Source organism: Actinoplanes sp. NBRC 101535, assembly GCF_030269225.1.
GTDB lineage: Bacteria > Actinomycetota > Actinomycetes > Mycobacteriales > Micromonosporaceae > Actinoplanes > Actinoplanes rectilineatus.
The window spans coordinates 353,448-377,455 of sequence record NZ_BSSY01000009.1; the positions used below are offsets into that span (position 1 = coordinate 353,448).

A 24,008-nucleotide genomic window follows, 5' to 3' on the forward strand; every position below is an offset into this window, starting at 1 on the left:
TCAGGCCGGCAGGTCGAGGACCTTACGCAGGTACGGCACGTGTTCCGGCCCGGTCCAGCGATAACCGGACATCTTCGCCGACCGGGCTCCGGCGACCACGCGGTCGTCGTCGTCCACCACCAGCACGTGCTTGGGCAGCTGGCCGAGCTGCTCGCAGGCCTTCTCGAAGTACTCCGGGGCCGGCTTGTGCACCTTGAGCTCCCAGGAGCTGAGCACCAGGTCGACCTCGCCGGTCAGGCCGAGGTCGTCGAGGTCGCCGCGCAGCCGGTCGGTGGCGTTGGTGGCCAGGGCGACCGGCCGCCCGGCGGCCCGCACCTCGCGCACGAAGGCCAGCGCCTCCGGGTCCACCTCGCCGCGGTACGCCTGCCAGGCCGCCACGGCCGCGGTCGAGGCCGCCTCGTCCAGCGGCAGCCGGTCGGCCACCAGTTTCATCCACTCGGCGTCGGTGATCTCACCGGCCATCGCCGGCCGGTAGATGTCCCACGACATCGACGTCTCGAGCAGCGAGGCGGGCTTGAGCCCGTACTCGATCTCGACGGCGATCATCGGGGCCGGGTCCCAGCGGCGCAGCACACCGTCCAGGTCGATCATCAAGGCCCGGGCGCGGTCGCGCATAAGCTGTCTTACTCCTCTTCGCGGTTGAGGCGCTGGCTGATCACCTGGGTGACGCCGGCGCGCATCGTGACGCCGTAGAGGGCGTCCGCAACCTCCATCGTCCGCTTCTGGTGCGTGATGATGAGCAGCTGACTCTTCTCCCTCAACTGCTGGAAAAGGGTAATCAACCGGCCCAGGTTGACATCGTCGAGGGCCGCCTCGACCTCGTCCATGATGTAGAAGGGCGAGGGACGGGCCCGGAAGATGGCGCAGAGCATGGCGACCGCGGTCAGCGAACGCTCGCCGCCGGAGAGCAGCGACAGCCGCTTGATCTTCTTGCCCGGCGGGCGGGCCTCGACCTCGACGCCGGTGGTGAGCATGTCGTCGGGGTCGGTCAGGATCAACCGGCCCTCACCACCCGGGAACAGCACCTGGAAGACCTGCTGGAACTCGCGGGCGGTGTCCTCGAACGCAGACGCGAAGACCTCGAGGATCCGGTCGTCGACGTCCTTGACCACGGTGAGCAGGTCCTTGCGGGTGGCCTTGAGGTCCTCCAGCTGGTCGCTGAGGAACTTGTAGCGCTCCTCCAACGCCGCGAACTCCTCGAGCGCCAGCGGGTTGACCTTGCCGAGCAGGGTCAGGTCACGTTCCGCCTTGTTGGCCCGCTTCTCCTGGGTGGGCCGGTGGAACGGCACCGGATCGGGGACCGGTTTGCCGTCCTTCTCGGCCGCCGCGACGTCGGCCTGGGTCGGCGGCACCGGCTGCTCCGGGCCGTACTCGTTGATCAGGGTCTCGACGTCGAGGGAGAAGTCCTCGGCGGCCTTGGCCTCCAGCTGCTCGATGCGCATCCGCTGCTCGGCGCGGGCCATCTCGTCGCGGTGCACCTCGCTGGTCAGCCGTTCGAGCTCGGCGACCAGGCGCTTGGCGGTGGCCCGGACCTCCTGCAGCTCGGCTTCACGGCTGGTGCGGGCCTGGGCCAGTTCGTCGCGGTGCTCGACCGCGGCGGCCAGCGAGACGGCGACGTGTTCCAGGGCGGCGGACGCGCCGAGGGCGACCGCGCGGGCGATCTCGGCGCCCCGGGCCCGGGCGGCCCGGCGGGCGGCAGCACGTTCCCGGGCCTGGCGTTCCGCGGTGGCCTGGCGCAGCAGCGAATCGGCGCGGCCGGCGATCGAGGAGACCCGCTCCTCGGCGGTACGCACCGCGAGCCGGACCTCCATCTCGTTCTGCCGGGACTGCGGGACGGTGGCGGCGAGCTGGTCGCGTTCCTCGGTGGAGGGTTCCTCGTCGATCGGGGTGTCCTCGGCCAGCCGCAGCCGTTCCTCCAGCTCGGCGACCCGGATCAGGTCGGCTTCCCGGGCGGCCTCGGCCTTCTGCCGGGAGGCGCCGAGACGTTCGCTCTCCGCCTTGGCCGACCGGGCGGCGGCACCCAGCTCGGCGAGCCGGCGGGCGGCGGCGTTGCGTTCGCCCTCGGCGGCCCGTTTGGCCTGCGCGGCGACCGTGACGGCCTGTTTGAGCTCGGCCACCTCGGCCCGGGCCGCGCCGAGTTGCTCCTTGAGTTCGGCGATCGCCTGTTCGGCGGCGGCCCGCTTGGCCTTGGCCTCGTCGACCGCGGCCTGCACCTCGATGTAGCTGGTGGCCTTCGCCGAACCGCCGGCCGCCGCGAACGTGCCCAGCACGTCGCCCTCCGGGGTGACCGCGCGCAGCTCGCCGTTGGCGGCGATCAGCGCCGCGGCGGCGGTCAGGTCCGGGACCAGCACCACGTCGCGCAGTGCGCGTAGCAGCGCCGGACGGATCTGCTCGGGGCAGTCGACCACCTCGGGCGCCCAGACGGCGCCCTCGGGCAGCTCCGGGCGCAGGGTCGCGAGCGGGCCCTGCATGCCCGGTCCGGCCGGGGCGGCGATCACCAGCTCGGCGCGGCCGGCATCAGAGATCTTGAGGGTACGCACGGCTTCGATCGCCTCGTCGACGCCGGAGAGCGCCACACCGTCCGCGAGACCGCCGAGCGCCGCCGCCAGGGCGACCTCGTGCCCCGGTCGTACCGTCAGCAGTGAGGCCAGGCTGCCGAGCAGTCCGGGCACCTGACCCGCCCGGGCGAGCAGTGCCCCGGCGCCGTCCTTGCGTTTGAGGCCGAGCGCCAGCGCCTCCTCGCGGGCCTTCCAGCTCGCGGCGTCCTTCTCCGCGGCGCGTTCCGCGTCGGAGAGCTCCCGGACCACCGCGGCGGCCCGGTCGTGCGCGGCGACCGCCTCGTCGTGCCGGGCGTCCAGGTCGGCGTTGTCCCGGTCGGCCTCGGACGTCTCGTCGGCCACCAGGTCGACCTCGGCCTGTGCCGCCTCGGCCCGCATCAGGGCGTCGGTGTGCGCCGCGGCGAGCCGTTCGATCTCCTCGTCGGCGCTGGTGGTGCGGGCCCGGGCCGCGTTCACGTTGCCGGTCAGCTTGGCCAGGCCCTCACGACGGTCGGCGATCGCCTTGGCGGCCGTCCGCAGCGCGCCCTCGGCCGCGGCCAGCTGGCGTTCCAGGTCCTGGCGGTACTCCACCGCTTCGGCCAGGCGCATCTGGTCGTCGGTGAGGGCCTCGCGCAGCTCCTCCTCCTGCTCGCGGATCCGCTCGGCCTCGGCTTCGAGCATCTCCGGGTCGCGGCCGGGCCGCTCGTCGTCGGGGGTGGCCGCGAGATGCCGCAGGCGCTCGGTGGCCAGCTGCTCGGTGGAGCGGAACCGCTCCTGCAGGGCGGACAGTTTGTACCAGGTGTCCTGGGCGGCCTGCAGCAGTGGCGCGTCCTCGGCGTGGGCCGCCTCCAGGTCGGCCAGCCAGCGCTGGACCTCGCGGTTCTCCTCCTCGACCTGCTGGCGGCGCTCCCGCATCGCCGACTCGTCGGCGATCTCCTTGTCCAGGGTGCCGCGCAGCGTGAAGAGGTCGTCGGCGAGCAGCCGGAGCCGGGCGTCGCGCAGATCGGCCTGGATGCCGGCCGCGCGGCGGGCCACCTCGGCCTGCTTGCCGAGCGGTTTGAGCTGACGCCGCAGCTCGTGGGTGAGGTCACCGAGCCGGTTCAGGTTGACCTGCATCGCGTCGAGCTTGCGGACCGCCTTCTCTTTGCGTTTGCGGTGCTTGAGGACGCCGGCCGCCTCCTCGATGAAGGAGCGGCGGTCCTCCGGTTTGGCGTGCAGCATCGCGTCCAGCCGGCCCTGGCCGACGATGATGTGCATCTCACGGCCGATGCCGGAGTCGCTGAGCAGCTCCTGGATGTCGAGCAGCCGGCAGGTGTTGCCGTTGATCTCGTATTCGCTGGCGCCGTCGCGGAACATCCGGCGGGTGATCGAGACCTCGGTGTACTCGATCGGGAGGGCGCCGTCCTTGTTGTCGATGGTCAGGGTCACCTCGGCGCGGCCCAGCGGCGCGCGGCCGGCGGTGCCGGCGAAGATGACGTCCTCCATCTTCCCGCCCCGCAACGCCTTCGCGCCCTGTTCGCCCAGCACCCAGGCGATGGCGTCGACGACGTTGGACTTGCCGGAGCCGTTCGGGCCCACCACGCAGGTGATGCCCGGCTCCAGCCGCAACGTGGTGGCGGACGCGAAGGACTTGAAACCCTTCACCGTCAGGCTCTTGAGATGCACGGATCTCCGGGGGTCGGCGGAACTCTGCTGGTGGCAGGCTACCCGCAGGGAAACGGCGGAGCATGGACACGCCGAGCCCGAACCGGCCGGTGCAACCGGCGGAGCGGGAGAAAAAGCTGCGCGCCGCCACGGATGTGGAGGCGCGCTCTTTCTTCGGTGCTTCTGTGGAGCGAGGGGATGAACGCCGGGAGGTCACCCCGCGGATCTCACCGGCGATCGGTGAGGCGGATCAGGTCAGGGCGGGCTCGGAGAGCCGCAGAATGTCGTCTGCCTCAGCGGCCGCCGCCGCGAGACGATCATTCTCTGCCCGCAGACGGGTGACCTCGAACTCGAGGGACTGCACCCGGGACCGCAGTCGAGTGACCTCGTCGATGAGGCGCCGATCGGGCGCCGCACCTACGTGGCCGAAGAGGGCCTTCGCCATCGTGACTCCTTGTGACGCGCTGCGTCTCGTTGTTTATGCGTTGCCGGAGATGCCGGCCAACGTGCGCCCAGTGCATACGCGAACACCTGTGCTCACGGGCACGCGAGAGCACAGAAACCCGCCTAGGTGAGCAACGAGCTTCTTAGGTGCAGATGCTCACACCACGAATGAACCGGGGCGTGAGTGGGCGCGACTAGCGACAACTCCATAGTCCGCCGATACCGATCCTCCGTCAAGCCGAGGCCGTGCCGGTTGCCCGCTTGATACTAGTGAAACACGCCACCACCGGTCGTCAGCTGGGCTTATACATCTTCACTCGACCTGTCGATCTCGAAATGCGGACGTTCGCGTGATCATTCCCGGGATCGACGCAGAGTGAATAGACGATCAACGATTCGTTTCCACGCAAGGGAAACGACGTTTCACGATCACTTTCCGCCCAACAGACGCCACCCTTCGGACAAAAACGGGCAAACATGGTCGACAAATTGGGCCAAAAGGTGCGTAATTGTGTCGCCTAGCCGACATGCTCCGGTGACTTCGCCTCGTTGTGTCGTTGCCCCCAGCGTGAATCACACCCCGTCGCGCGAGCGCATCTGTCTCCTCACCGGCGGCGGGTACCCGTACCGGCGGGATGCCCTCGGTGGATGGTGCCGGAGCCTCGTCGAGGGGCTGCGGGCCTTCCGTTTCGAGCTGCTGACCGTCACGGACCGTGAACTACTGTCCGCCCCCGCGTACCCGCTCCCGTTCCATGTCGTCTCCGCGCGCGCCGTCGCGCTCGAACGTGACCCCGGCCGCCAGCGGCGGCGCGGTCCCGCGAGCGACGACGCCGCCGAAGCCGCCGACCTGCTCTGCCGTGGCCTGCTCGGCGACGGCGTCGTCGCGGGCGAGAGATTCGCCGACGGCCTGCGCCGGATATCCCGCCTGACCGGGCGCCCCGGCGGACTGAGCGCCGTCCCCCTCGCCGACGCCCTCGCCGACGCCTGGCGCGGGCACCGGGCCCGCACCGGCCGGCCCGGACTGCCCAAACTCAGCGTGCGTGACGCGCGCACCGCCGCGACCCTGCTGCGGCACGCCATGCGGGCGCTGGCCGTACCGGTGCCCGAGGTGGACCTGGTGCACTGCGTCGGCGGCACCACACCCCTGCTCGCGGCACTCGCCGGGCACTGGCGCACCGGCACGCCCCTGCTCCTCACCGAGGCCCGGGCCGCGGTGCCCCGGCAACGGCCCGCCGAAGACCGGCTCTCCGCCTCGGTGCGCACCGTCCTGCGCCGTTTCCGCACCGCCGTCGCCCGGACCGGCTACGCCGAGGCGGAACTGATCGCGCCGCTCAGCGCGTACCACCACGCCTGGGCCCTCGACCACGGGGCGCAGCCCTCCCGGCTGGTCCCGGTACCGGCCGGCGTCGACCCGGGCCACCACCCGGGCAGCGGCGAGCCGGGACCCGGGCCGACCGTGGTCTGGTCCGGCAGCGGCGGCCCGGACAGCGGCCTGGACCTGCTGCTGGACGCCTTCACCGACGTGCTCGCCGCGATACCCGGCACCGTGCTGCACCTGACCGGCGTCACCCCGGCACACCGGGAGAACTGCCTCACCCGGATCACCGGCCGCGGCCTCGGCGCCGCGGTCCGCATCGAGGCCTCCGCCCGCGCCGGCGACCGGTACACCCCCGGACAGGTCGTCGCGCACGTCCCCGGCCCCGCCGACCCGCCGTACCGGCTGGTCGAGGCGATGCTGTCCGGACGCGGCGTGGTCGGGGTGAACGTCGGGCCGGTCGCCGAGACGCTCGGTGACACCGGCGTGGTGGTGCCCGCCGGCGACCCGGCGGAACTGGCCATCGCCGTCGTCGGGATGCTCCGCGACACCGCCCGCCGCCGCGCCCTCGGCGAGGCCGCCCGGCTCCGCGCGCTGCGGCACTTCACCGTCGACCGGGTGGTCGGCGCGTACGGCGCGCTCTACACCGACCTGGCCGCCCCGCCACCGGTCCACTCCTTCGAACTGACCCTCTCCGTCCCGGCGCCGCGCACCACCATGCCGGCCACGGTGCGCTGGCTGACCCGGGAGGCCTGCCCATGACCACCACTGACCGCGGCGGATGGGGCGGCACCACCCGGTCGGCCCGCAACCGCAACCGCCGCCGGCACGCCACCGACCAGACCCACCAGACGCCGTACGGCGACGAACTCGCCCACCCCCGCCGCCGGGGACGGCACGCGGCCGAGGACAGCGGGGTGCACGAGATCCCGGCCTGGAACCCGTGGGCCACCGGGCTCACCCCGGCCGTCGACGGACACGGGTACCACGACCCGGCCTACCGGGCACCGGAACCACAGTGGAACCCGTGGGAGACCGGGCTGGGCGAGGCCATCGGGGACGCCGAGGTGGTGCCCGGGACCAGCGGGCCGTTCGCCGAACCCGGCTGGGACCCGTGGGCCACCCGGACCCAGCCCCGGATCGACCCCGACGGCGACCGGCAGTGGACGCCGCCGGAACGCCCGGGGACGCCGGTGTGGGCCGACGAGGAGCCCGTCCGGCAGCTGCCCGAACCGGTGGCCGAACCGGGCTGGGAGTGGGAGACCGGACTGCGCCGGGTCGTCACCGAGGACGAGCCGGTCACCGGGTACGGGCTGGACCAGCGCTGGAACCCGTGGGAGACCGGACTGGGCGAAGCCGTCCACCACGAGCAGCGGCAGGACTGGGCCGGGCCGGCTCCGGACTGGACGGCGTCGGCCGCGGACTGGACCGGGTCGGCGTCGGACTGGACGGCGTCGGCCGCGGACCCGTACCCGGAATACGAGGGGCCCGCGGAAACCTCTGACGCGAACGAGCGCCCCGGTGACGCGTACCCCCGGGAAAGACCGCAGAGCGCGGGGCGCGCAACGGCCCGGCGCGGCATCCTGGACGCCGCGCTGGTCCGATGTTTCCTCTACCTCGGACCGCTGAGCGTCGCGGTGGCCGCGACCGGCGCACTGAGCAAGGTCGCCTGGCCGGTCACCGCCGTCATGCTGCTGCTCGGCTGGAGTTCGGCGCAGGCCCTGACCAGCGTGGGAGTGACCGTCGCGCGGCGGGCCGGACCCTCAGCGGCGGGGCGGGTGGTCAGCGGCGGATTCGCGGCGGTGACCGGCCTCTGGTGCGCCCTGGTGTGGGTCGCGCCGAGTTCGCTGCTCGGGCCGGACCGGGCGCTCGCCGCGACGGTCGGCATCGGTGGCCTGCTCACCCTGGGCTCGGTGACCGCCGCCCTGGTGACCCGCTCGGAAGGCTCGGTGGCCGCATGGTTCGTGCCGAGCTGGATACTGGCGACCGCGGTGCTCGTGGGTTCCGGCGGGGTCGGCTGGGCCGCGCAACTGCCGGTGGAGACCCTCCTGCCGGCCGCGATCGTGGCCGTCGCGATCCGGGCCTTCCGCCCGGCGCTCATCCCGTCCCCGGACCACCGGACCACCCGGATCACCACCGCGGAACGTAAGCGCGGCGCCTGCTACCTGGTGATCGGCGCCTCCCAGGCGATCTGCGTGGCCCTGCTCTGGCAGGCCTGCCCGGTCGCGACGCCGCTGCTGGTGGCGCTGCCGCTGCTGCTCGCCGTGCCGGTCCTGGAGACCCTGATCACCTGGCACACCGCCCGCATCGACGCCGGCCTCGACTCCGCGGAGACCCCCGCCGAACTGGACCGGCACATCCGCAACATCACCGCGATCACGCTGGCCGGGCTGATGCCGCCGCTCGCCGGTGCGGCCGGTCTGGCGTTCGCCGCCTACCGGCTGCCCTCCGACGCCCGCGGCCTGGTGCTGGTGCTGGCCGCCGGAACCCTGCTCGGCGGGGTCTTCGCCGTCACGTTCCTGCTCGCCGCCCGGACCCGCACCCTGATCGCCGCCGCGCTGTCCGCCCTGCCACCGTTCGCCGCGGTGGTGCTCGCCCTCTTCCCCTCGCCGTCCGGTCCCCTGCCCGCCGCGGTCATCGTGCTCGCGGCCACCCATCTCGCCGGACTGCTCATCGTCGCCCTGACCGCCGCCGACCTCCGGAGGACGCCGTGAAGACCCTGTTCCCCTCGTACGCCCACCCCGCCCCCGAACTGGAGCTGGACACCGACACCTGGATCGTCCGGGACCGCCCCGGCGACCGCCGCACCCTGCACCAGGCCCTCGGGCTGATCGACCTGGACTGGGGCAGCCGGTCACTCGCCGACGTGCTCGCCGACGTGGACACCTGGCGCGCGGACGGGGTCGAGGGACTCTTCCTGGACCGGGCGCCGGCCGGATCCGGCGGGGTCGGGCCGGTGGCGCTGACCGTCCGGCTGGCGGCCCGGCGCGGCCTGCACCGGGTGGTGCTGAACCCGGGCGTGCCGACCCACCCGCTCTACCGCGACCTGGGTGTCCGGATCTGCACCTTCGACGGGGACTGGGAGGCGTACCAGAGCTGGGACGGCGACGGGACCCGGCCCGGGGACGGGCACCTGGTGCACGGGGTGCCCGCCGCGATGCTGACCGCGGCCCGGCGGCTGATGGGCCGCCGGGGCGCCGGGTTCGGGCTGGCGACCGACGTCAGCCCGTTCCTGAGCGCGGCGGCGTCGTCAGCCGGCCGCGGAGCGCACGCCGCCGACTGACCTGGGCCGGGGCTGGCACTTCGGGCAGCTGAACGAGGAGCGGTTCATGAACTGCTCCCGCCGGATGGCCGTGCCGCACCGGGGGCAGGGCTCGTTCTCCCGGCCGTACGCGTTCAGCGACCGGTCGAAGTAGCCGCTCTCCCCGTTCACGTTGACGTAGAGCTCGTCGAAGCTGGTCCCGCCGGCCGTGATCGCCTCGCCGAGCACGTCGCGCACGTGCTGGAGCAGCCGGGTCACGGCCGGCCCGGTCAGCTGGTCGGTGGGCCGCACGCCGTGCAGCTTCGAGCGCCACAACACCTCGTCGGCGTAGATGTTGCCCACCCCGGAGATCAGCGTCTGGTCGAGCAGGGCCCGCTTGATCTCGGTGTGCCGCCCGCGCAGCCGGGCCGAGAACGCCGCGTCGTCGAAGAGCGGGTCCATCGGGTCCCGGGCGATGTGCGAGATCTCGGCGGGCAGCTCGGCGCCTCCCTCGGAGACCGCCAGGCCGCCGAACGTGCGCTGGTCGACGAAGCGCAGCTGGGGACCGCCGTCGGTGAAGCTGAACCGGATCCGCAGGTGCTTCTCGTCGGCCGCCTCGGCCGGCTGCATCAGCAGTTGACCGCTCATCCCGAGGTGCCCGACGATCGCGTCGCCGGAGTCCAGCGGGAACCACAGATACTTGCCACGCCGGGCGATGTCCAGGATGGTCCGGCCGGTCAGCACCGCGACGAAGTGCCCGTCGCCGGGCAGGTGCCGGCGGATCGCACGGGGGTGGTGCACCTCGACGCCGGCGATGGTGCGGCCGGCCACCCACTTGGCCAGGCCCATGCGGACGGTCTCGACCTCGGGAAGCTCGGGCACGGGGGTGTCCCTCTCTTACAAGGTGTAGGGCCAGACGGTGACGAGATAGGCGCCGAACCAGAGGCCGAAGACGGCCCAGGCGGCGATCGACAGGACGGCCACCCGGGGCCGGGCCTTGGCGGCGGCCAGCACGGCCGGGAGCAGGGTCAAGAGTACGGGCAGCAGCAGCCGCGGCTTGGAATGGTAGAAGCCGGCCTGCCCGTAGACCAGGATCATGGCGACCACGCCGTAGACCGCGAGCGGCGGCCACGGCCTGCCGAGCAGGGCGATCACCGCGGCGGCGAGCGCGACCAGCAGCATCCACGCCATGCTCACCGGGATCCAGCCGTCGCCGGTGCTCAGCGAGGTGCGCAGGAACTCGAACGTGCTGTGACCGAAGTCGAACGAGGTGCCCCAGCCCGCGGTCTGGATCCGGAACCAGGCGTCCATGTCGCCGACCCGCAACGCCACCCAGCCGAGGAAGAGCGGCACACCGGAGAGCGCGACGGCCGCGGCGGTCAGCGGCTGCCACATCTGCCGGCGGTCCGCCCGGATCGCCATCACGGCGGCCACCGCCAGGCCCAGGGCCGCGGCCGCGCCGGTCGGCCGGCTCAGCGCGGTGAGCAGGCCGAGCAGCCCGGCCGCCCACCACACCCGGCGGTGCGCGGCCACGAACATCCCGGCCACCAGGGCCAGGAAGATGCTTTCCGAGTACGCCATGGAGAGCACCACCGAGACCGGCGCGGAGCAGCAGATCGCCACCAGCGCCCAGCCCGCCCGCTTGCTGTACAGGCTGGTCCCGAGCAGGTGAAGGGCGACCGCCGCGCCGATCGAGGCCAGCCAGGCGATACCGACCGCGGCCACCGACGGGTCGACGCCGAGCGCGGCGCCGAACCGGATCAGCATCGGGTAGACCGGGAAGAACGCCAGCTCGTTGGCCTCCAGCGTGCCGTCGGCGGCGTACGTGTAGCCGGTCGGGTAGCCGTCCATCGCCACCCGCAGGAACCAGCCGCCGTCCCACACCAGCAGACGCTGCCAGAGACCGCCGTCCCCGGTCGACGCGCCGCCCAGCCACCAGATCATGAACAGCTGGCCGACCCGGGTCAGCCCGAGCAGCCCGACCGCGGTGAGTACACCCGGCCAGGCGCCGGCCGCGTCCCAGAGGCGGGTCGGCTCCCGCCCGGTCGTCTCCTCCTCGGCGGCCGTGGCGGTCATGCCGGCTCGACGCTCTCCGAGGCCACCGCCTTCTCCGCCTCCTCGGCCCGCTCGGTCAGCGTGCGCCAGGCGGCCGCGGCGGCCCGCTGCTCGGCCTGCTTCTTGCTGCGGCCCTCGGAACCGCCGAACCGGTCGCCGGCGACGACCACCCAGGCGGTGAACGTCTTGGCGTGGTCCGGGCCGGAGTCCTCGATCTCGTAGTCCGGCACGCCCAGGCCGAGTGCGGCGGTCAGCTCCTGGAGGCTGGTCTTCCAGTCCAGCGCCGCGCCGCGGCCCGCCGACTCGGCCATCAGCGGGTCGAACAGCCGGTGGATCACCTCGCCGGCGATCTCCAGACCGTGCTCCAGGTAGATCGCGCCGAGCAGGGCCTCCAGCGTGTCCGCCAGGATGCTCGCCTTGTCCCGGCCGCCGGTGGTCTCCTCGCCCTTGCCGAGCAGCAGGTACGGCCCGAGACCGGTGGGCCCCAGACCACGGGCCACGTCGGCCAGCGCATGCATGTTCACCACGCTGGCCCGTAACTTGGCGAGCTGGCCCTCGGGCAGGTCGGGGTGGTTGTGGAAGAGCGCGGACGTGATCACGACGCCGAGCACCGAGTCGCCCAGGAACTCCAGGCGCTCGTTGGTGGGCAGGCCGCCGTTCTCGTACGCGTACGACCGGTGGGTGAGCGCCCGTTCCAGGAGTTCGGCACCGAACGGCACGCCGAACGACTCCTCGAGAGGCGCGGTGGACGGGCGACGACGTTTATCCATCATGTGATACCTCGCTGTACCTCAGCAGATCGGCGATAGCCGCGACCGAGGCGCGGCGATGCAGGTCGGCCGCGAAGGCGATGCCCGCGGCCAGATCAGATCCGGTGGCCGCGCCGTGACAGACCACGACCGTGCCGGCGACACCGAGCAGCAGCGCGGCCCGGGGCGGCAGTTCGGTGTCCGGATTCGGCGAGCCGACCAGGGCGTAACCGGTTTCCAGGCCCTTCAGAAGGACGTTTCCGGTGAAGCCGTCGGTCACCACGACGTCGGCCGCGGCACCGAGCACGACGTCACCGCCCTCGACCAGGCCGGCGTACCGGGCGCCGGCGGGCAGGGGGCGGGTGGCGAGCAACGGGGGGAGAGCGCGGCGCAGGCGGTCGCCCTTGCCGGGTTCACTGCCGATGGTGAGCAGACCCACACGCGGGGCGGTGACCTGGTTCACGACGGAGGCGTACGCGGCACCCAGGCGGGCGTGCATGACGAGGGTCTCCTCGTCCGGGTCGACGGTCGAGCCGACGTCGAGGAGCACGAGACGGCCGGACCGGGTGGGCAGCACCGCGGCCAGTGGGGGCCGGCGGACACCGGGCCAGCGGCCCAGTTCACGAGCGGCGGAGATCACCGTCGCGGCGGTGTCCCCGGCGGAGACGAGCGCGTCGGCGCCGCCCTCGGCGACCACCTTGACCGCCGAGCGGACGGTGTCCGCCGCGGTCGGGACGGTGGTGATCCGGCGACGGTCGGCCGGTGAGAGGGCAGAGAGAACCGCGTCGGCGGCCTTGGCCGGACCGACGAGGGTCAGGTGAAGGGACGGATCGGCCTGACAGGCGCGTAGAGCGCCGTCAACCACGACGGCGGGAGCTTGGTCCCCGCCGAGGAGGTCGACGGCGATCCGCGCGGTGCCAGGCTCCCCGACAGTCCGCTGTCCGGGAGCCGTGGCACCGGTGGTTCGCCACCGTTCGGGCACGACCCGCCCGAAGATCGGGCGAGTCACGCGCGACGTCAGACCTCGAGGACCTGACGGCCGTTGTAGGTGCCGCAGACCGAGCAAGCGGTGTGCGGCAGCTTCGGCGACTTGCACTGGGGGCAGGCCACGGTCGAAACCGCGGTCGCCTTCCAGTTCGCCCGGCGCGAGCGGGTGTTGCTGCGCGACATCTTGCGCTTGGGGACGGCCACGGTTCCTACTCCTCAATGACGATCTTGCGGGTGTTGCGGCGGAGCCGCCTCAGACTACTCAGCCGGGAGATTGCGCAAAGCGGCCCAGCGGGGATCCACGTCCTCATGGCTGTGGTCAGCCGGGAGGTCGTCGAAGTGCACCCCGCACTCGGGGCACAGCCCAGGGCAGTCGGTCCGGCAGAGCGGATTGGTCGGCAGGGTCAGCACCACCGCGTCCCGGACCACCGGTTCCAGGTCGATCAGGTCGCCCTGCATCCGGCCCACCTCGTCCTCGTCGGTGGTCTCCTCGGTGGTGCTGTCCTCGTAGGCGAACAACTCCGCGATGGAGACCTCGAACTGCTTGTCGATCTCGTTGAGGCATCGACCGCACTCGCCGGAGAGCGAGCCACGCACGGTGCCGCTGACGTAGACGCCCTCGGAGACCGACGTCAGGCTCAGATCGAGCGTGAGGTCGGACCCCTCGAGGACTGAGATCAACTCAAGGCCGAGGTCCGCCGGGGCCGGTGCCACCCGATTCAGGGCACGCGTCGCACCAGGCTGTCGCGGGAGCTTCGTCGTGTCGACGACCAGCGGCTGCCTGGGGTCCAGGTGCTTCTGCGGTGACTTGGGCATCGTGATTCCTCAGCCATGGGTAGGCCGACCGAAAACATTACCTGAGCTTGCTGGACGTCGTCGAATCGGGCTGCTTGTCAGAACGGAAGGGGGCGCTCCGCGTCCTCACCCTGGAAGGTTCCGATCTCGCGCAGCGCGTGCATCTTGTCACGGCCGCGTTCGATCGAGGCCAGCGCCCGGGTCAGGAACTGCTCGAAGTTGGCCAGGGCGGTGTCGACGTAGTCGTCGACCTCCTCCCGCAGGCGCTGCGCCTCGGTCCTCGCCTCGGCGACGATCCGGGCACCCTCGTGCTCGGCGGAGACGGTGATCTCGTTGACCGAGACCAGGCGGGCGTGCTCGCCCTCACCCTCGTTGATGATCCGGTCCGCCTCACGGCGGCCGGCCTCGATGATCCGGTCACGCTCGTCGAGGACCGCCGCGGCCTTGCGCAGCTCGGACGGGAGCTCGGAACGGAGGATCTCGAGCCGATCGATCATTTCCGCACGGTCGAACATGAAATTCGTCCGTGACATCGGAACGGAACGCGCCTCCTGGACGAAATCAATCATCTCGTCGATACGGTCGAGCGGATCCACCGGCGCCTCTCTCCTGTCGTCTCCCGTCCCACCGCTGCTTCACACGGCGTGGTCCGATCACGTTACTGCGTGACCGCCGCCGCTGTTTCCGGCGCGCCGGGCGTGCCTAGTTCTGCTTCAGGCGGTTGATCAGGCGTTCCCGCACCGGGTCGGGCAGGTACGCGGACGCGTCCCCACCCCACTTGACCACGTCCTTGACCAGACTGGACGAGAGGAAGGAGTAGAGCGGATTGGTCGGCATGAACAGGGTCTCCACTCCGGAGAGCCCGATGTTCATCTGCGCCATCTGCAACTCGTAATCGAAGTCACTGACCGCGCGCAGACCTTTCACCACCACGGCCGCGCCCTGGTCACGGCAGAAATCCACCAGAAGGCCGTGGAACGCGGCGACACGGACGTTGCCGTACTCGGCGGTCGCCTCGCGCAGCATCTCCAGCCGTTCCTCGATGGTGAACAGACCGGTCTTCGACTGATTGATCAGGACTCCGATGATGACCTCGTCGAAGAGCCGGCTGGCTCGTCCCACGATGTCGAGATGCCCGTTGGTGACCGGGTCGAAGGAGCCTGGACACACCGCTCGTCTCATGATCGGCGACCGTACCAAAGAGTGGTCTCGCCGTAACGCCGGGTGCGCTCCTCCTCGAGGCCGTCCACCCAGGTCATCGGCCCGGTTCGCTTGGATCGCTCGAAGATGACGACGGCGTCCTCAGCCAGCCATCCATTGATCACCAACTGTTCCTGGAGCGACTGGATCTCGTCGCTGCCCAGGGCGTACGGCGGGTCGGCGAAGACCACGTCGTACGGGCCGCCGTCCGGCGGGCCGGCCAGCACCTGCAAAACCTTGCCGGTCGCCAGCCGGGCGGACGGACCGACCCGCAGGGTGGCGATGTTGTCCCGGATCACCCGCGCGGCTTTGGCATCGGATTCCACCAGAAGAGTGTGCGCCGCACCCCGGGAGAGCGCCTCCAGGCCGACCGCGCCGGATCCCGCGTAGAGATCGGCGAACCGCGCACCGGAGATTTCCGTCAATGTCTCCAGAGAGGAGAAGAAGGCCTCACGGACGCGGTCCGATGTGGGCCGGGTCCCGGCACCGGGCGGGGCCGCGAGACGACGGCCGCCGTGGGTGCCCGCGATAATCCTGGTCATCACAGGGGACGCTACTTGACCACCCCGGCAGAGCCACTCTCGAGTGAACATTTCCCTCGTCATGGCCACAACGCGCAACGGTACCGTCCCGTTCGGTGGAGCAAAGATCTCAGCTTGGTCACAACTATCTAAGTGCGCGCTGGGACATTTCTTTGATCTCGAGGAATGGCTAGGGTCAACCTCCGTTGCGGACGATACGGCCCCGGGTCGACCGTCCGCCGACGACGCGGGGAGGCGTCGTCGCGGGTTCTCGCTTACCGTCCACCAGCGACAGCCGGCCGTCTCCTCACGTCCTCTTGACCCCCATGTCACAGGAGAAGGCGTGAACCTGTCTCAATCCCCGCTCCGTCGCGCGGCCGGGCTGGCCGCCGGCGCCGTCCTCGGTTTGGCCGGCGTCGCCGTCGTTGCCACCCCCGCGTTCGCCACCGACGCCAGCATCGCCAAGAACGCCTGGTGTGACACCGCCCAGGGCGACTGGGTCGTCGAGTGGACCGTCACCGGCAACGCGCCCGAGGGTGTGAACAACTTCCGCTTCAAGTCGGTCGACGCCGCCGTCGGCAACGGCAAGCCGGGCGGCGAGAAGCCGGTCGACTTCGACGGCTTCAAGGTGACGGAGGACTTCACCAACCCGGCGAACACCCCCATCACCGCCCAGCAGCGGGTCAAGGCCGACAAGAAGTACGCGCGCCTGACCGTGGTCACCGAGTTCGACAACGGCCACACCGTGCTGCCCGCCTCGGACACCGCCTACTTCGACGGCACCTGCGGCAAGACGCCGGAGAGCCCGTCGCCGAGCCCGAGCCAGTCGGACGAGCCGTCGCCGCAGCCGAGCGTCTCCGAGTCGACCAGCCCGGAGCCGTCCGAGTCCACCTCGACCACGGCCTCCCCCACCCCGAGCGCCAGCGAGACCCCGGACAGCCCGCTGCCGGACAGCCTCCCGGGTGAGCCCGAGCCGATCTTCGAGGTCACCTGCACCACGATGACCATCGGGTTCGACAACCCCGAGGACAGCATCGCGATCAAGCTGCACTACAAGACCAGCAAGGGCGAGGAGCGCGACCTCACCATCGCCCCGGGCGAGAAGAAGAGCGAGACCTTCAGCGCGACCGAGGGCTTCTCGATCGACCTCACCATCGCGGTGACCTACGAGGGCGAGTCGTTCTCCGAGACCGTCACGATCCCCTACGAGTACGACGGTGAGTGCGACGGTGGCTCGGGTGGCGGCCTGCCCGTCACCGGTGCGGCCGCCGGTGGCATCGCCGCCGGTGCCGCCGGTCTCCTCGCCGTCGGTGGCGTCCTGTTCTTCATGGCCCGCCGCCGCAAGGTGAACTTCACCGCCTGATTCCGCAGGTAGCACCACCTCAGTAACACGGCACCTCACAGGGCGCGCCGACCACCAATCGGCGCGCCCTGCTCGTTCCCCTCTTCTGGAGTGCCCACAAAAATATGAACACCATCCCCCGCATCCACCGAGCTGCTGCCGTTGCGGCCGGTGTCCTCCTCGGCCTGACCGGCCTGGTGGGCATCGCCTCCCCGGCGTCCGCCACCACCACCTGCGTCCAGCCCGCGGACGCCAAGTACCAGCACACCTTCAACGGCCCGGCGGGCACCGCGAGCATCGAACTGCTCAACGGCCCGCTCTGCGCCGAGCAGTCGTTCACGCTGGTCTCCTACACCGCCCCGTCGGCACGGTTCGCCACCCCGCAGCACGTGCTCGACACCTCGGTGAAGAAGTTCGAGCCCGCCACCGCGGCCAAGCTCCAGTCGAACAAGCTGGAGTTCCAGGTCGAGGTCCCGCAGTGCTTCACCCAGGTCGACTTCGTCTTCGGTGACACGGTCATCAACCCGCTCACCGACTCGAGCGACCGCTACGGCAACCGCAAGGTCGGCGAAGAGGGCAGCAAGCCCGGCAACCAGTCGACCGCCGTCCCGGGCAACCCGCAGCACGCGTACTACAACGGCGGCTCGGGCACCTGCAAGGCCGAGCCGGCCGTCGAGGCCCTGTCCGACTGTGACGGCAACGTCGCGCTGAAGCTGATCAACCGCAGCACCTTCAGCTCGTCGTTCAGCATCGCCGCCGCCGACGGCTTCACCACCACCGAGAAGCTCGCGGCCCGCGCGGAGCCGAAGACCGTCGTCATCCCGGCCGCCAACGCCAAGGGCATCGTGGTGAACTCCGGTGACAAGGAGCTGTACCGCGGCGAGTGGACCAAGCCCGAGGACTGCAAGACCGTCGAGGCGCCCACCCCCGAGGCCTCCGTGGTCCAGGCCTGCGAGGGTCTCGGCTTCACCGTCACCAACCCGGCCGAGGGCAAGGACCTGACCGTCACCTTCACCCCGAACAAGGGCGACGCGCAGACCGTCACCGTGGCACCAGGCAAGACCGAGAACGTGGCCTTCGTCGGCTCCGAGGGCCTCAAGGTCAAGGTCGAGGGTGACCTGGACGCGCTGAAGGGCGAGGTCGTCTGGACCAAGCCGGCGAACTGCGGCGAGACCACCCTGCCGCCGGTCACCCCGGCCGCCGAGACCTCCCCGTCGCCGAGCACCCCGGCCGAGGAGACCCCGAGCGAGGAGACGACCCCCAGCGAGTCGCCGTCGACCACCCCGGTCGCGACCACCCCGGTCAGTGACGACGAGAGCCTGCCGCTGACCGGCGCCGCCGCCGGTGGCATCGCCGGTGGGGCGGCCCTGCTGCTCATCGTCGGCGTCGGCCTGTTCTTCATGGCCCGTCGCCGCAAGGTGAACTTCACCGCCTGATACACGCGGGGAACCGCCTGATAGACGCACGGAGGAAGGCGCGCCGGTCCGCGGGGGCCGGCGCGCCTTTCGTCATCCCTTTTCGAGGAACTCGGCGCGATCCGGGTCGACCAGCGCGGCGACCGAGGCCGCCAGCGCCGGATGCCGGGACAGATCGGGATCGTCGCCGACCAGCTCGGACGCCTCGGCCCGGGCCTCCTTGATGAGTTTCTCGTCCCGGATCAGCGACAGCAGCCGCAGATGCGAATGCTTGCCGGACTGCGACGCGCCCAGCACGTCACCCTCGCGGCGCTGCTCCAGGTCGATCTCGGAGAGCTTGAAGCCGTCCGTGGTGGAGGCCACCGCGTCCAGGCGTTCCCGGGCGGCCGACCCCTCGGCCGACTCGGTGTGCAGCAGGCAGATGCCGGGTGCGGAACCCCGGCCGACCCGTCCGCGCAACTGGTGCAGCTGGGACACCCCGAACCGGTCGGCATCCATGATCAGCATGACCGTGGAGTTCGGCACGTCCACGCCGACCTCGATCACCGTGGTCGCCACCAGGACGTCCAGGTCGCCGGCCGCGAACGTCCGCATCACCGCGTCCTTCTCGTCCGGCGGCATCTTGCCGTGCAGCATGCCGATCCGCAGGCCCTTGAGGTATTTCTCCTCGAGCAGCGGCAACACCTCGGTGACGGCCAGCGGCGGCCGGCGGGCGGGCTCGTTGTCCGGCGGCGGGGCGTCCTCGTCCTCCGGCCCGTCACCGATCCGTGGGCACACCACGTACGCCTGATGCCCGGCCCGCACCTCCTCGCGGATCCGCACCCAGGCCCGGTCCAGATAGGCCGGTTTGTCCATCGCCGGGATCACATGCGACGCGATCGGCGAACGGCCCCGCGGCAACTGCGACAACACGGACGTCTCCAGGTCGCCGTAGACGGTCATCGCCACCGTCCGCGGAATCGGCGTGGCCGTCATCACCAGCACGTGCGGCGGCCGCGACGCCTTCGCGCGCAGGGCGTCCCGCTGCTCCACACCGAACCGGTGCTGCTCGTCGACCACCACCAGGCCGAGATCGCGGAAGTCGACTCCCTCGTACAACAGGGCATGTGTGCCCACGACGATGCCGGCGCTCCCGTCCGCGAGCTCGGCCAGCGCGGCACGCCGGGCCTTCGCCCCCAGCGAACCGGTGACCAGGGTCAACCGGGTGCCCGCCGAATCGCCGTCCAGTTCACCGGCCCGGCCCAGCGCACCCAATTGGGCACTGATGCCCCGGAAATGCTGCACCGCGAGCACCTCGGTCGGCGCCAGCAGCGCGGCCTGCCCGCCGGCGTCCACCACCTGCAGCATCGCGCGCACCGACACCAGCGTCTTGCCGGAACCCACCTCACCCTGCAACAACCGGTGCATCGGATGCGGCCGGGACAGATCCGCCGCGATCTCCTCGCCGACCGCCCGCTGCCCCTCGGTCAACTCGTAGGGCAGCCCGGCGTCGAACTTCGCCAGCAACCCCTCCCCGGCGTTCTCCCCGCGAGGCCGTGCGGTGCCGGGCGCTGCCGCGGCCCGCGCTTTACGCTGCACGAGAGTCAGCTGTACGGCAAAGGCCTCGTCCCATTTCAGCCGGTGTTTCGCCTTGTACAGCGCCTCGTCGGAGCTCGGCCGGTGGATCTCCCGCAACGCCGTCCCGATGCCGCCCAGGTTCCGTTTCGCCCGGACCGCGGCCGGCATCGGATCGTCCGGCGGTTCGAACGTCTCCAGCAGCTTCGCCACCGCCTTCGCGATCGTCCACGTCGGCACCGCGGCCGCCGCCGGGTACACCGGGATCATCGCCCCGGCGAACTCCTCGATCTCGGCGGCCGCATCGTCCTGCGTGGCGTCCGCGGCGAGCAGCTGATAGGCCGGGCCGTTCAGCTGACGCTTCCCCCGGAAATCGGTGACCTTGCCGGCGAACAGTCCCCAGACGCCCTTGCGCAACTCCCGCTCACGCCACGCCTGATTGAAGAACGTGCAGGTCAACGTGGCCCCGGAACCATCACCGATGGTCACCTCGAGCATGTTGCCCTTGCGCGCCCGCATCGGCTTGACGGCGATCCCCTGCACCTGCGCCAGCACGGTGACCTGCTCGTCGATCTCCAGACGGCGCAGGTCGGTGTGCTCGCCGCGCTCGTCGTACCTCCTCGGGAAGTGATAGATCAGGTCGCCCGCGGTGTGCAGGTCCAGGTGGGTGGCGAAGTCCTTGGCCTGCTTCGCGCTCAGCACCTCGGTCAACGGGGTGTCGGTCGTGGTCATTCGACTCCTGCCAACAGGTGGTAACGGGGCTGACCGCCCGCATAACACTGCAACTCGATGAACGGCCACGTCCGGTGGACGTGACCGCGCAGGCTCTCGCCCAGCTCCGGTGGGGCGTCCGCGCCGAGCACCAGGGTGACCAGCTCACCGCCGCCGCCGAGCATCCGGTCCAGCAGCCGGTGGCTCACCTCGGTCGGATCGGTGCCGATGACGTGCACCTCACCGTCGACCAGACCGAGCAGGTCACCGGCACGGCACGGACCGGCGACGGTGAACGAGTCACGCTGGGCGGTGCACACCTCGCCGTACCGGCACGCCCCGGCCGCCTCGGCCATGGCGATCACGTCGTCGGCGAACGGCCGCTGGTCGTCCCGGACGGCGAGCGCGGCCAGCGCCTGCACCGGCGAGCGGGTGGGCACGACGCTGACCCGGATGCCCTCGCCGTCGGCCTCCCGGGCTGCGGAGACGGCCACCGCATGCGTGTTCGCGTCGTTGGGCAGCAGCACGACGGTCCCGGCGCCGGTGGCCCGGATCGCGGCGAGGATCTCGGCGGTGGACGGATTGCGTTCGACGACGGTGGCGCCCTCCGCCTCGAACAGCGCGGTGAGCCCGTCACCGGTGGCGACGACGACCGCGCCACGGGCGTCACGGTCCGGGCGTCTCTCCTCCAGAGCGGAGATCTTCAACTGGTACGGGCGACCGGCCTCGATCCCCGCCTCGACGGCGGGACCGATGTCCGTGACGTGGACGTGCACATGCCACGTGGGCGGATCGCCGTCGCCGGTCCCGACGACGACGAGCGAGTCCCCGAGGCCGTCGAGGACGGTCCGCAGCCGGGCGACGCTCTCCTCGGTGGCGTCCAGTAGGTATTGAACCTCGTACGCCACCTCGCCGGCCGCCGCGTGGTGGTGTGGCACGGCTGCTCCCGGCGGCCGGCCAGACGGTCTTTCGGCGGCGGTCCTCATGTCGGTGGTCTCCTCGGTGACCACCGCCACCAAGGCGTCCAGCAGCAGGCAGAGGCCACGGCCGCCGGCGTCCACGACTCCGGCGCGGGCCAGCACCGGCAGCTGCTGCGGGGTGCGGGCCAGCGCCTCCGACGCCGCGGCCGCCGCCGCCCGGGCCACCGCCACCAGGTCGTCCGACTTGATCCGGCCGGCGCCCTCGGCCGCGGCCGCCACCACCGAGAGGACCGTGCCCTCGACCGGCCGGGCCACCGCCGCGTAGGCGGCCTCCGTCGCCGTGCGCAGCGCCCCGGCCAGCTCGACGCCGCGGACCGCGACCGACGCCGCGAACGAGTCGGCCATCCCGCGCAGTATCTGCGACACGATCACGCCGGAGTTGCCGCGCGCACCGAGCAGGGCGCCCCGGGCCATCAGCCGCATCAGACGGCCGGCGGGTCCCGCCCTCGGCTCCTCCGGTGGCTCCTGCCACATCCCGGAAGCGTCCCGGTCACCCGATCCGGATCCGTCCGACCGGGAAGTGATCACCTGCACATCCGGGGCCGCAGCCAGCGCATCGTGGGCGGCGACCATGGTCAGGACCAGGTTGGTGCCGGTGTCACCGTCCGGCACGGGGTACACATTCAGCTCGTCGATCTCGTGCTGATGCGCGCGGAGGGAGGCCAGCCCACCGTCGCACCAGCGGCGTACCGCGGCGGCATCGAGGGTGTCCAGCACGCGAAAAGCGTACTAACCACCCCCGACAATCGCCGGGCACGCACCCTGACCGGGGGCGATTGGCTGTTCTCCGGTGGCATCGGGTAGCCTTGCCGGGTTGCCTGGACGATGTGTTTTGCTGGGCGCCCCGATTTTTTGGATCAGGTCAGTTTTCGTTTCAAACCCAGGAGTATCCCGTGGCTAGCGTTTGCGACGTCTGTGGCAAGGGGCCGGGCTTCGGCCACAACGTGTCCCACTCGCACCGGCGGACCAACCGCCGCTGGAACCCGAACATCCAGTCGGTTCGCACCCCGGCCGGTGGCGGCACGACCAAGAAGCTCAAGGTCTGCACCTCGTGCATCAAGGCCGGCAAGGTCGTGCGCGCCTGACCTGAGCCTCGAGCTCACTGTTTGTACGTGTAGCCGCTCCTCCCTCCGGGGATGGGCGGCTACACGCATCTCCGCCTTCTCCACAAGTTATCCACAGCCCCACCCGGCGCTCCCGCCCGGTCGGCAGCATCACCGGTCATGTCCCCCGAACTGGCAGCGGTCATGTCCCGCGAACTCCACGACCTGCTGCACCGCCAGGACCATGTGCTGAGCCGTGACCAGGCCCTACGCCACTTCACCGCTCCGATGATCGAACGTCGCCTCGCCGTCGGCCGCTGGCAGTCACCGCACCGTGCCGTCTACGTGACCCACGCCGGCCCCGTCCTACGCCGCGCCCACCTGTGGATCGCCGTCCTGGGCACCCTCGCCGGCCGTCAAGCCTGGCTCGGTGGCCTCACCTCACTCGAACTGTCCGGGTTCCGCGGCTTCGACGACACGCAGATCCACGTACTGCTGCCCGACCGGGGTTTCGCACCCCGCCGAGTGCCGACGGGGGTCGTGGCCCACCGCACCACCGTCCCGGCCGGCTTCGACCCGCAACCCGACGGGCGCCCACCGTCGACGGCACCCGCCCGTTCACTGGTCGACGCCGCACAGTGGCAGCCTTCCTCGCGTCGCGCGTGGGCGATCGTCAGCGCCGGCCTGCAGCAACGCCTGACCCACATCGACGCGATCAGATCAGTGCTGTCCGCGCTCCCCCGCGCCCGCCATCACGCCGCAATGACGGAAGCGCTCGACTGCGCAGCCGGCGGCGCACAGTCGCTCCCCGAAGCCGACTTCCTCCGACTGTGCCGCGGGGCGGGCCTGCCGACGCCGGTGCTCCAGCAGACCCGCCGGGATGCCACCGGCCGGCGGCGCTACCTCGACGCCTACTTCCCGGAACACCGTCTCCACATCGAGGTGGACGGCAGCCACCACATGGACGTTCAGCAGTGGTGGGCCGACATGCGACGCCAGAACGCGCTGTGGCTCCCCGGCGACCGGGTGCTGCGTTTCCCCGCCTGGGCAATCCGCCACCACCCCGAAGACGTGATCAGCCAACTGAAGGCCGCCCTCTCCCACTCCCCTCCCCTCCCCACTAACCCACCCCACCACGCCACGCCACGCCACGCCACGCCTCGCCCCGCCCCGCCCCGCCCCGTAGATCTTGGTGCGCTACCCATCGCGGGCGGTGGCCAACGCACCAAGATCGGCGAACCGAACCACACGGGGCGAGACGAAGGCGGAACGCGAGCAGATCTTGGTGCACTACCCATCGCCGGCAACGATCAACGCACCAAGATCGGCGGGTGAGCCGAGACCCACGGGACGAGACCGACCGGCCAGACGGGGCGAGGCGGGGCTGGGCGAGGCGGATCTTGGTGCGTTGGCCACCGCCGGCGATGGGTAGTGCACCAAGATCGGCGGGGCGGAGTGGGCGGGCGGAGTGGGTG

General features: G+C 71.3%; 21 protein-coding genes. 7 read left to right on the top strand and 14 right to left on the bottom strand.

Annotated elements, in window-relative coordinates; all coding sequences use genetic code 11:
* From QSK32_RS26000 to QSK32_RS26010, 3 genes are all read right to left on the bottom strand, one after another.
* Positions 1 to 615, bottom strand: a complete 615-nt coding sequence (locus tag QSK32_RS26000; RefSeq protein ID WP_045741406.1) for an HAD family hydrolase — start codon at positions 613 to 615, stop codon at positions 1 to 3.
* Between the two features lie 8 nt (positions 616 to 623).
* Positions 624 to 4,202: a chromosome segregation protein SMC gene (gene smc / locus QSK32_RS26005; RefSeq protein ID WP_045741405.1), complete on the bottom strand. Its 3,579-nt coding sequence runs from the start codon at positions 4,200 to 4,202 to the stop codon at positions 624 to 626.
* Between the two features lie 229 nt (positions 4,203 to 4,431).
* Positions 4,432 to 4,626, bottom strand: coding sequence for a hypothetical protein (locus tag QSK32_RS26010; RefSeq protein WP_045741404.1), 195 nt, complete (start codon positions 4,624 to 4,626; stop codon positions 4,432 to 4,434).
* Between the two features lie 567 nt (positions 4,627 to 5,193).
* Here QSK32_RS26010 and QSK32_RS26015 point away from each other — a divergent pair.
* From QSK32_RS26015 to QSK32_RS26025, 3 genes are read left to right on the top strand one after another with little or no spacing between them, the layout of a single operon-like run.
* Positions 5,194 to 6,702 (top strand): DUF3492 domain-containing protein, encoded by a 1,509-nt coding sequence (locus tag QSK32_RS26015; protein ID WP_285473401.1) that lies wholly within the window; start codon positions 5,194 to 5,196, stop codon positions 6,700 to 6,702.
* Positions 6,699 to 8,654 (top strand): hypothetical protein, encoded by a 1,956-nt coding sequence (locus QSK32_RS26020; protein ID WP_285473402.1) that lies wholly within the window; start codon positions 6,699 to 6,701, stop codon positions 8,652 to 8,654. Before QSK32_RS26015 ends, QSK32_RS26020 begins: the two co-directional genes overlap by 4 nt.
* On the top strand, positions 8,651 to 9,223 hold the full coding sequence (locus QSK32_RS26025; RefSeq protein WP_285473403.1) for a spherulation-specific family 4 protein: 573 nt from the start codon (positions 8,651 to 8,653) through the stop codon (positions 9,221 to 9,223). Before QSK32_RS26020 ends, QSK32_RS26025 begins: the two co-directional genes overlap by 4 nt.
* Here the strand turns inward: QSK32_RS26025 and mutM are convergent.
* From mutM to rsmD, 9 genes are all read right to left on the bottom strand, one after another.
* Positions 9,191 to 10,063: a bifunctional DNA-formamidopyrimidine glycosylase/DNA-(apurinic or apyrimidinic site) lyase gene (mutM, locus tag QSK32_RS26030; protein ID WP_285473404.1), complete on the bottom strand. Its 873-nt coding sequence runs from the start codon at positions 10,061 to 10,063 to the stop codon at positions 9,191 to 9,193. The genes QSK32_RS26025 and mutM overlap by 33 nt on opposite strands.
* A gap of 15 nt (positions 10,064 to 10,078) precedes the next feature.
* Positions 10,079 to 11,257 (bottom strand): mannosyltransferase family protein, encoded by a 1,179-nt coding sequence (locus QSK32_RS26035; RefSeq protein WP_052720279.1) that lies wholly within the window; start codon positions 11,255 to 11,257, stop codon positions 10,079 to 10,081.
* On the bottom strand, positions 11,254 to 12,009 hold the full coding sequence (gene rnc, locus QSK32_RS26040) for a ribonuclease III (RefSeq protein ID WP_045741400.1): 756 nt from the start codon (positions 12,007 to 12,009) through the stop codon (positions 11,254 to 11,256). The genes QSK32_RS26035 and rnc overlap by 4 nt, the downstream gene beginning before the upstream one ends.
* Positions 11,999 to 12,967 carry a fatty acid synthesis plsX protein gene (locus QSK32_RS26045; RefSeq protein WP_045741399.1) on the bottom strand — a complete coding sequence of 323 codons (969 nt, stop codon included), beginning with the start codon at positions 12,965 to 12,967 and terminating at the stop codon, positions 11,999 to 12,001. Before QSK32_RS26045 ends, rnc begins: the two co-directional genes overlap by 11 nt.
* A 35-nt stretch (positions 12,968 to 13,002) precedes the next feature.
* Complete coding sequence (gene rpmF, locus QSK32_RS26050) at positions 13,003 to 13,176, bottom strand: 50S ribosomal protein L32 (RefSeq protein WP_014694262.1); 174 nt, start codon at positions 13,174 to 13,176, stop codon at positions 13,003 to 13,005.
* 54 nt (positions 13,177 to 13,230) lie between these two features.
* Positions 13,231 to 13,788, bottom strand: coding sequence for a YceD family protein (locus tag QSK32_RS26055; RefSeq protein ID WP_045741398.1), 558 nt, complete (start codon positions 13,786 to 13,788; stop codon positions 13,231 to 13,233).
* A 77-nt stretch (positions 13,789 to 13,865) separates the two neighbouring features.
* Complete coding sequence (locus tag QSK32_RS26060) at positions 13,866 to 14,363, bottom strand: SPFH domain-containing protein (protein ID WP_045741397.1); 498 nt, start codon at positions 14,361 to 14,363, stop codon at positions 13,866 to 13,868.
* A 106-nt stretch (positions 14,364 to 14,469) separates the two neighbouring features.
* A complete protein-coding gene (coaD, locus tag QSK32_RS26065; RefSeq protein WP_045741396.1) occupies positions 14,470 to 14,949 on the bottom strand; it encodes a pantetheine-phosphate adenylyltransferase in 480 nt (159 codons plus the stop codon).
* Complete coding sequence (gene rsmD / locus QSK32_RS26070) at positions 14,946 to 15,509, bottom strand: 16S rRNA (guanine(966)-N(2))-methyltransferase RsmD (protein ID WP_045741395.1); 564 nt, start codon at positions 15,507 to 15,509, stop codon at positions 14,946 to 14,948. The genes coaD and rsmD overlap by 4 nt, the downstream gene beginning before the upstream one ends.
* 322 nt (positions 15,510 to 15,831) lie before the next feature.
* Here rsmD and QSK32_RS26075 point away from each other — a divergent pair, with 322 nt between their 5' ends.
* Positions 15,832 to 16,851 (top strand): LPXTG cell wall anchor domain-containing protein, encoded by a 1,020-nt coding sequence (locus QSK32_RS26075; protein ID WP_285473405.1) that lies wholly within the window; start codon positions 15,832 to 15,834, stop codon positions 16,849 to 16,851.
* A 104-nt stretch (positions 16,852 to 16,955) separates the two neighbouring features.
* Positions 16,956 to 18,266, top strand: coding sequence for a hypothetical protein (locus QSK32_RS26080; protein ID WP_045741393.1), 1,311 nt, complete (start codon positions 16,956 to 16,958; stop codon positions 18,264 to 18,266).
* 72 nt (positions 18,267 to 18,338) lie between these two features.
* Here QSK32_RS26080 and recG read toward each other — a convergent pair whose 3' ends face one another.
* Positions 18,339 to 20,531 carry an ATP-dependent DNA helicase RecG gene (gene recG / locus QSK32_RS26085; protein WP_285473406.1) on the bottom strand — a complete coding sequence of 731 codons (2,193 nt, stop codon included), beginning with the start codon at positions 20,529 to 20,531 and terminating at the stop codon, positions 18,339 to 18,341.
* A complete protein-coding gene (locus tag QSK32_RS26090; RefSeq protein ID WP_045741391.1) occupies positions 20,528 to 22,207 on the bottom strand; it encodes a DAK2 domain-containing protein in 1,680 nt (559 codons plus the stop codon). Before QSK32_RS26090 ends, recG begins: the two co-directional genes overlap by 4 nt.
* Before the next feature lie 176 nt (positions 22,208 to 22,383).
* Between QSK32_RS26090 and rpmB the strand changes: the two genes are divergently transcribed.
* The gene (gene rpmB / locus QSK32_RS26095) at positions 22,384 to 22,575 is read left to right on the top strand and encodes a 50S ribosomal protein L28 (protein ID WP_026207002.1); all 192 of its coding nucleotides are present in this window, start codon (positions 22,384 to 22,386) and stop codon (positions 22,573 to 22,575) included.
* A gap of 138 nt (positions 22,576 to 22,713) precedes the next feature.
* Complete coding sequence (locus QSK32_RS26100) at positions 22,714 to 23,868, top strand: endonuclease domain-containing protein (RefSeq protein WP_285473407.1); 1,155 nt, start codon at positions 22,714 to 22,716, stop codon at positions 23,866 to 23,868.
* The last annotated feature ends 140 nt before the right edge of the window (positions 23,869 to 24,008 follow it).

Bases quoted from the DNA above. Each gene is read 5' to 3' on its own strand.
- rnc (WP_045741400.1), bottom strand. From the start codon at position 12,009: ATGATGGATAAACGTCGTCGCCCGTCCACCGCGCCTCTCGAGGAGTCG.
- QSK32_RS26055 (WP_045741398.1), bottom strand. From the start codon at position 13,788: ATGCCCAAGTCACCGCAGAAGCACCTGGACCCCAGGCAGCCGCTGGTC.
- rsmD (WP_045741395.1), bottom strand. From the start codon at position 15,509: ATGACCAGGATTATCGCGGGCACCCACGGCGGCCGTCGTCTCGCGGCC.
- QSK32_RS26010 (WP_045741404.1), bottom strand. From the start codon at position 4,626: ATGGCGAAGGCCCTCTTCGGCCACGTAGGTGCGGCGCCCGATCGGCGC.
- QSK32_RS26000 (WP_045741406.1), bottom strand. From the start codon at position 615: ATGCGCGACCGCGCCCGGGCCTTGATGATCGACCTGGACGGTGTGCTG.
- QSK32_RS26080 (WP_045741393.1), top strand. From the start codon at position 16,956: ATGAACACCATCCCCCGCATCCACCGAGCTGCTGCCGTTGCGGCCGGT.
- QSK32_RS26020 (WP_285473402.1), top strand. From the start codon at position 6,699: ATGACCACCACTGACCGCGGCGGATGGGGCGGCACCACCCGGTCGGCC.
- recG (WP_285473406.1), bottom strand. From the start codon at position 20,531: ATGACCACGACCGACACCCCGTTGACCGAGGTGCTGAGCGCGAAGCAG.
- coaD (WP_045741396.1), bottom strand. From the start codon at position 14,949: ATGAGACGAGCGGTGTGTCCAGGCTCCTTCGACCCGGTCACCAACGGG.
- QSK32_RS26035 (WP_052720279.1), bottom strand. From the start codon at position 11,257: ATGACCGCCACGGCCGCCGAGGAGGAGACGACCGGGCGGGAGCCGACC.
- QSK32_RS26100 (WP_285473407.1), top strand. From the start codon at position 22,714: ATGTCCCCCGAACTGGCAGCGGTCATGTCCCGCGAACTCCACGACCTG.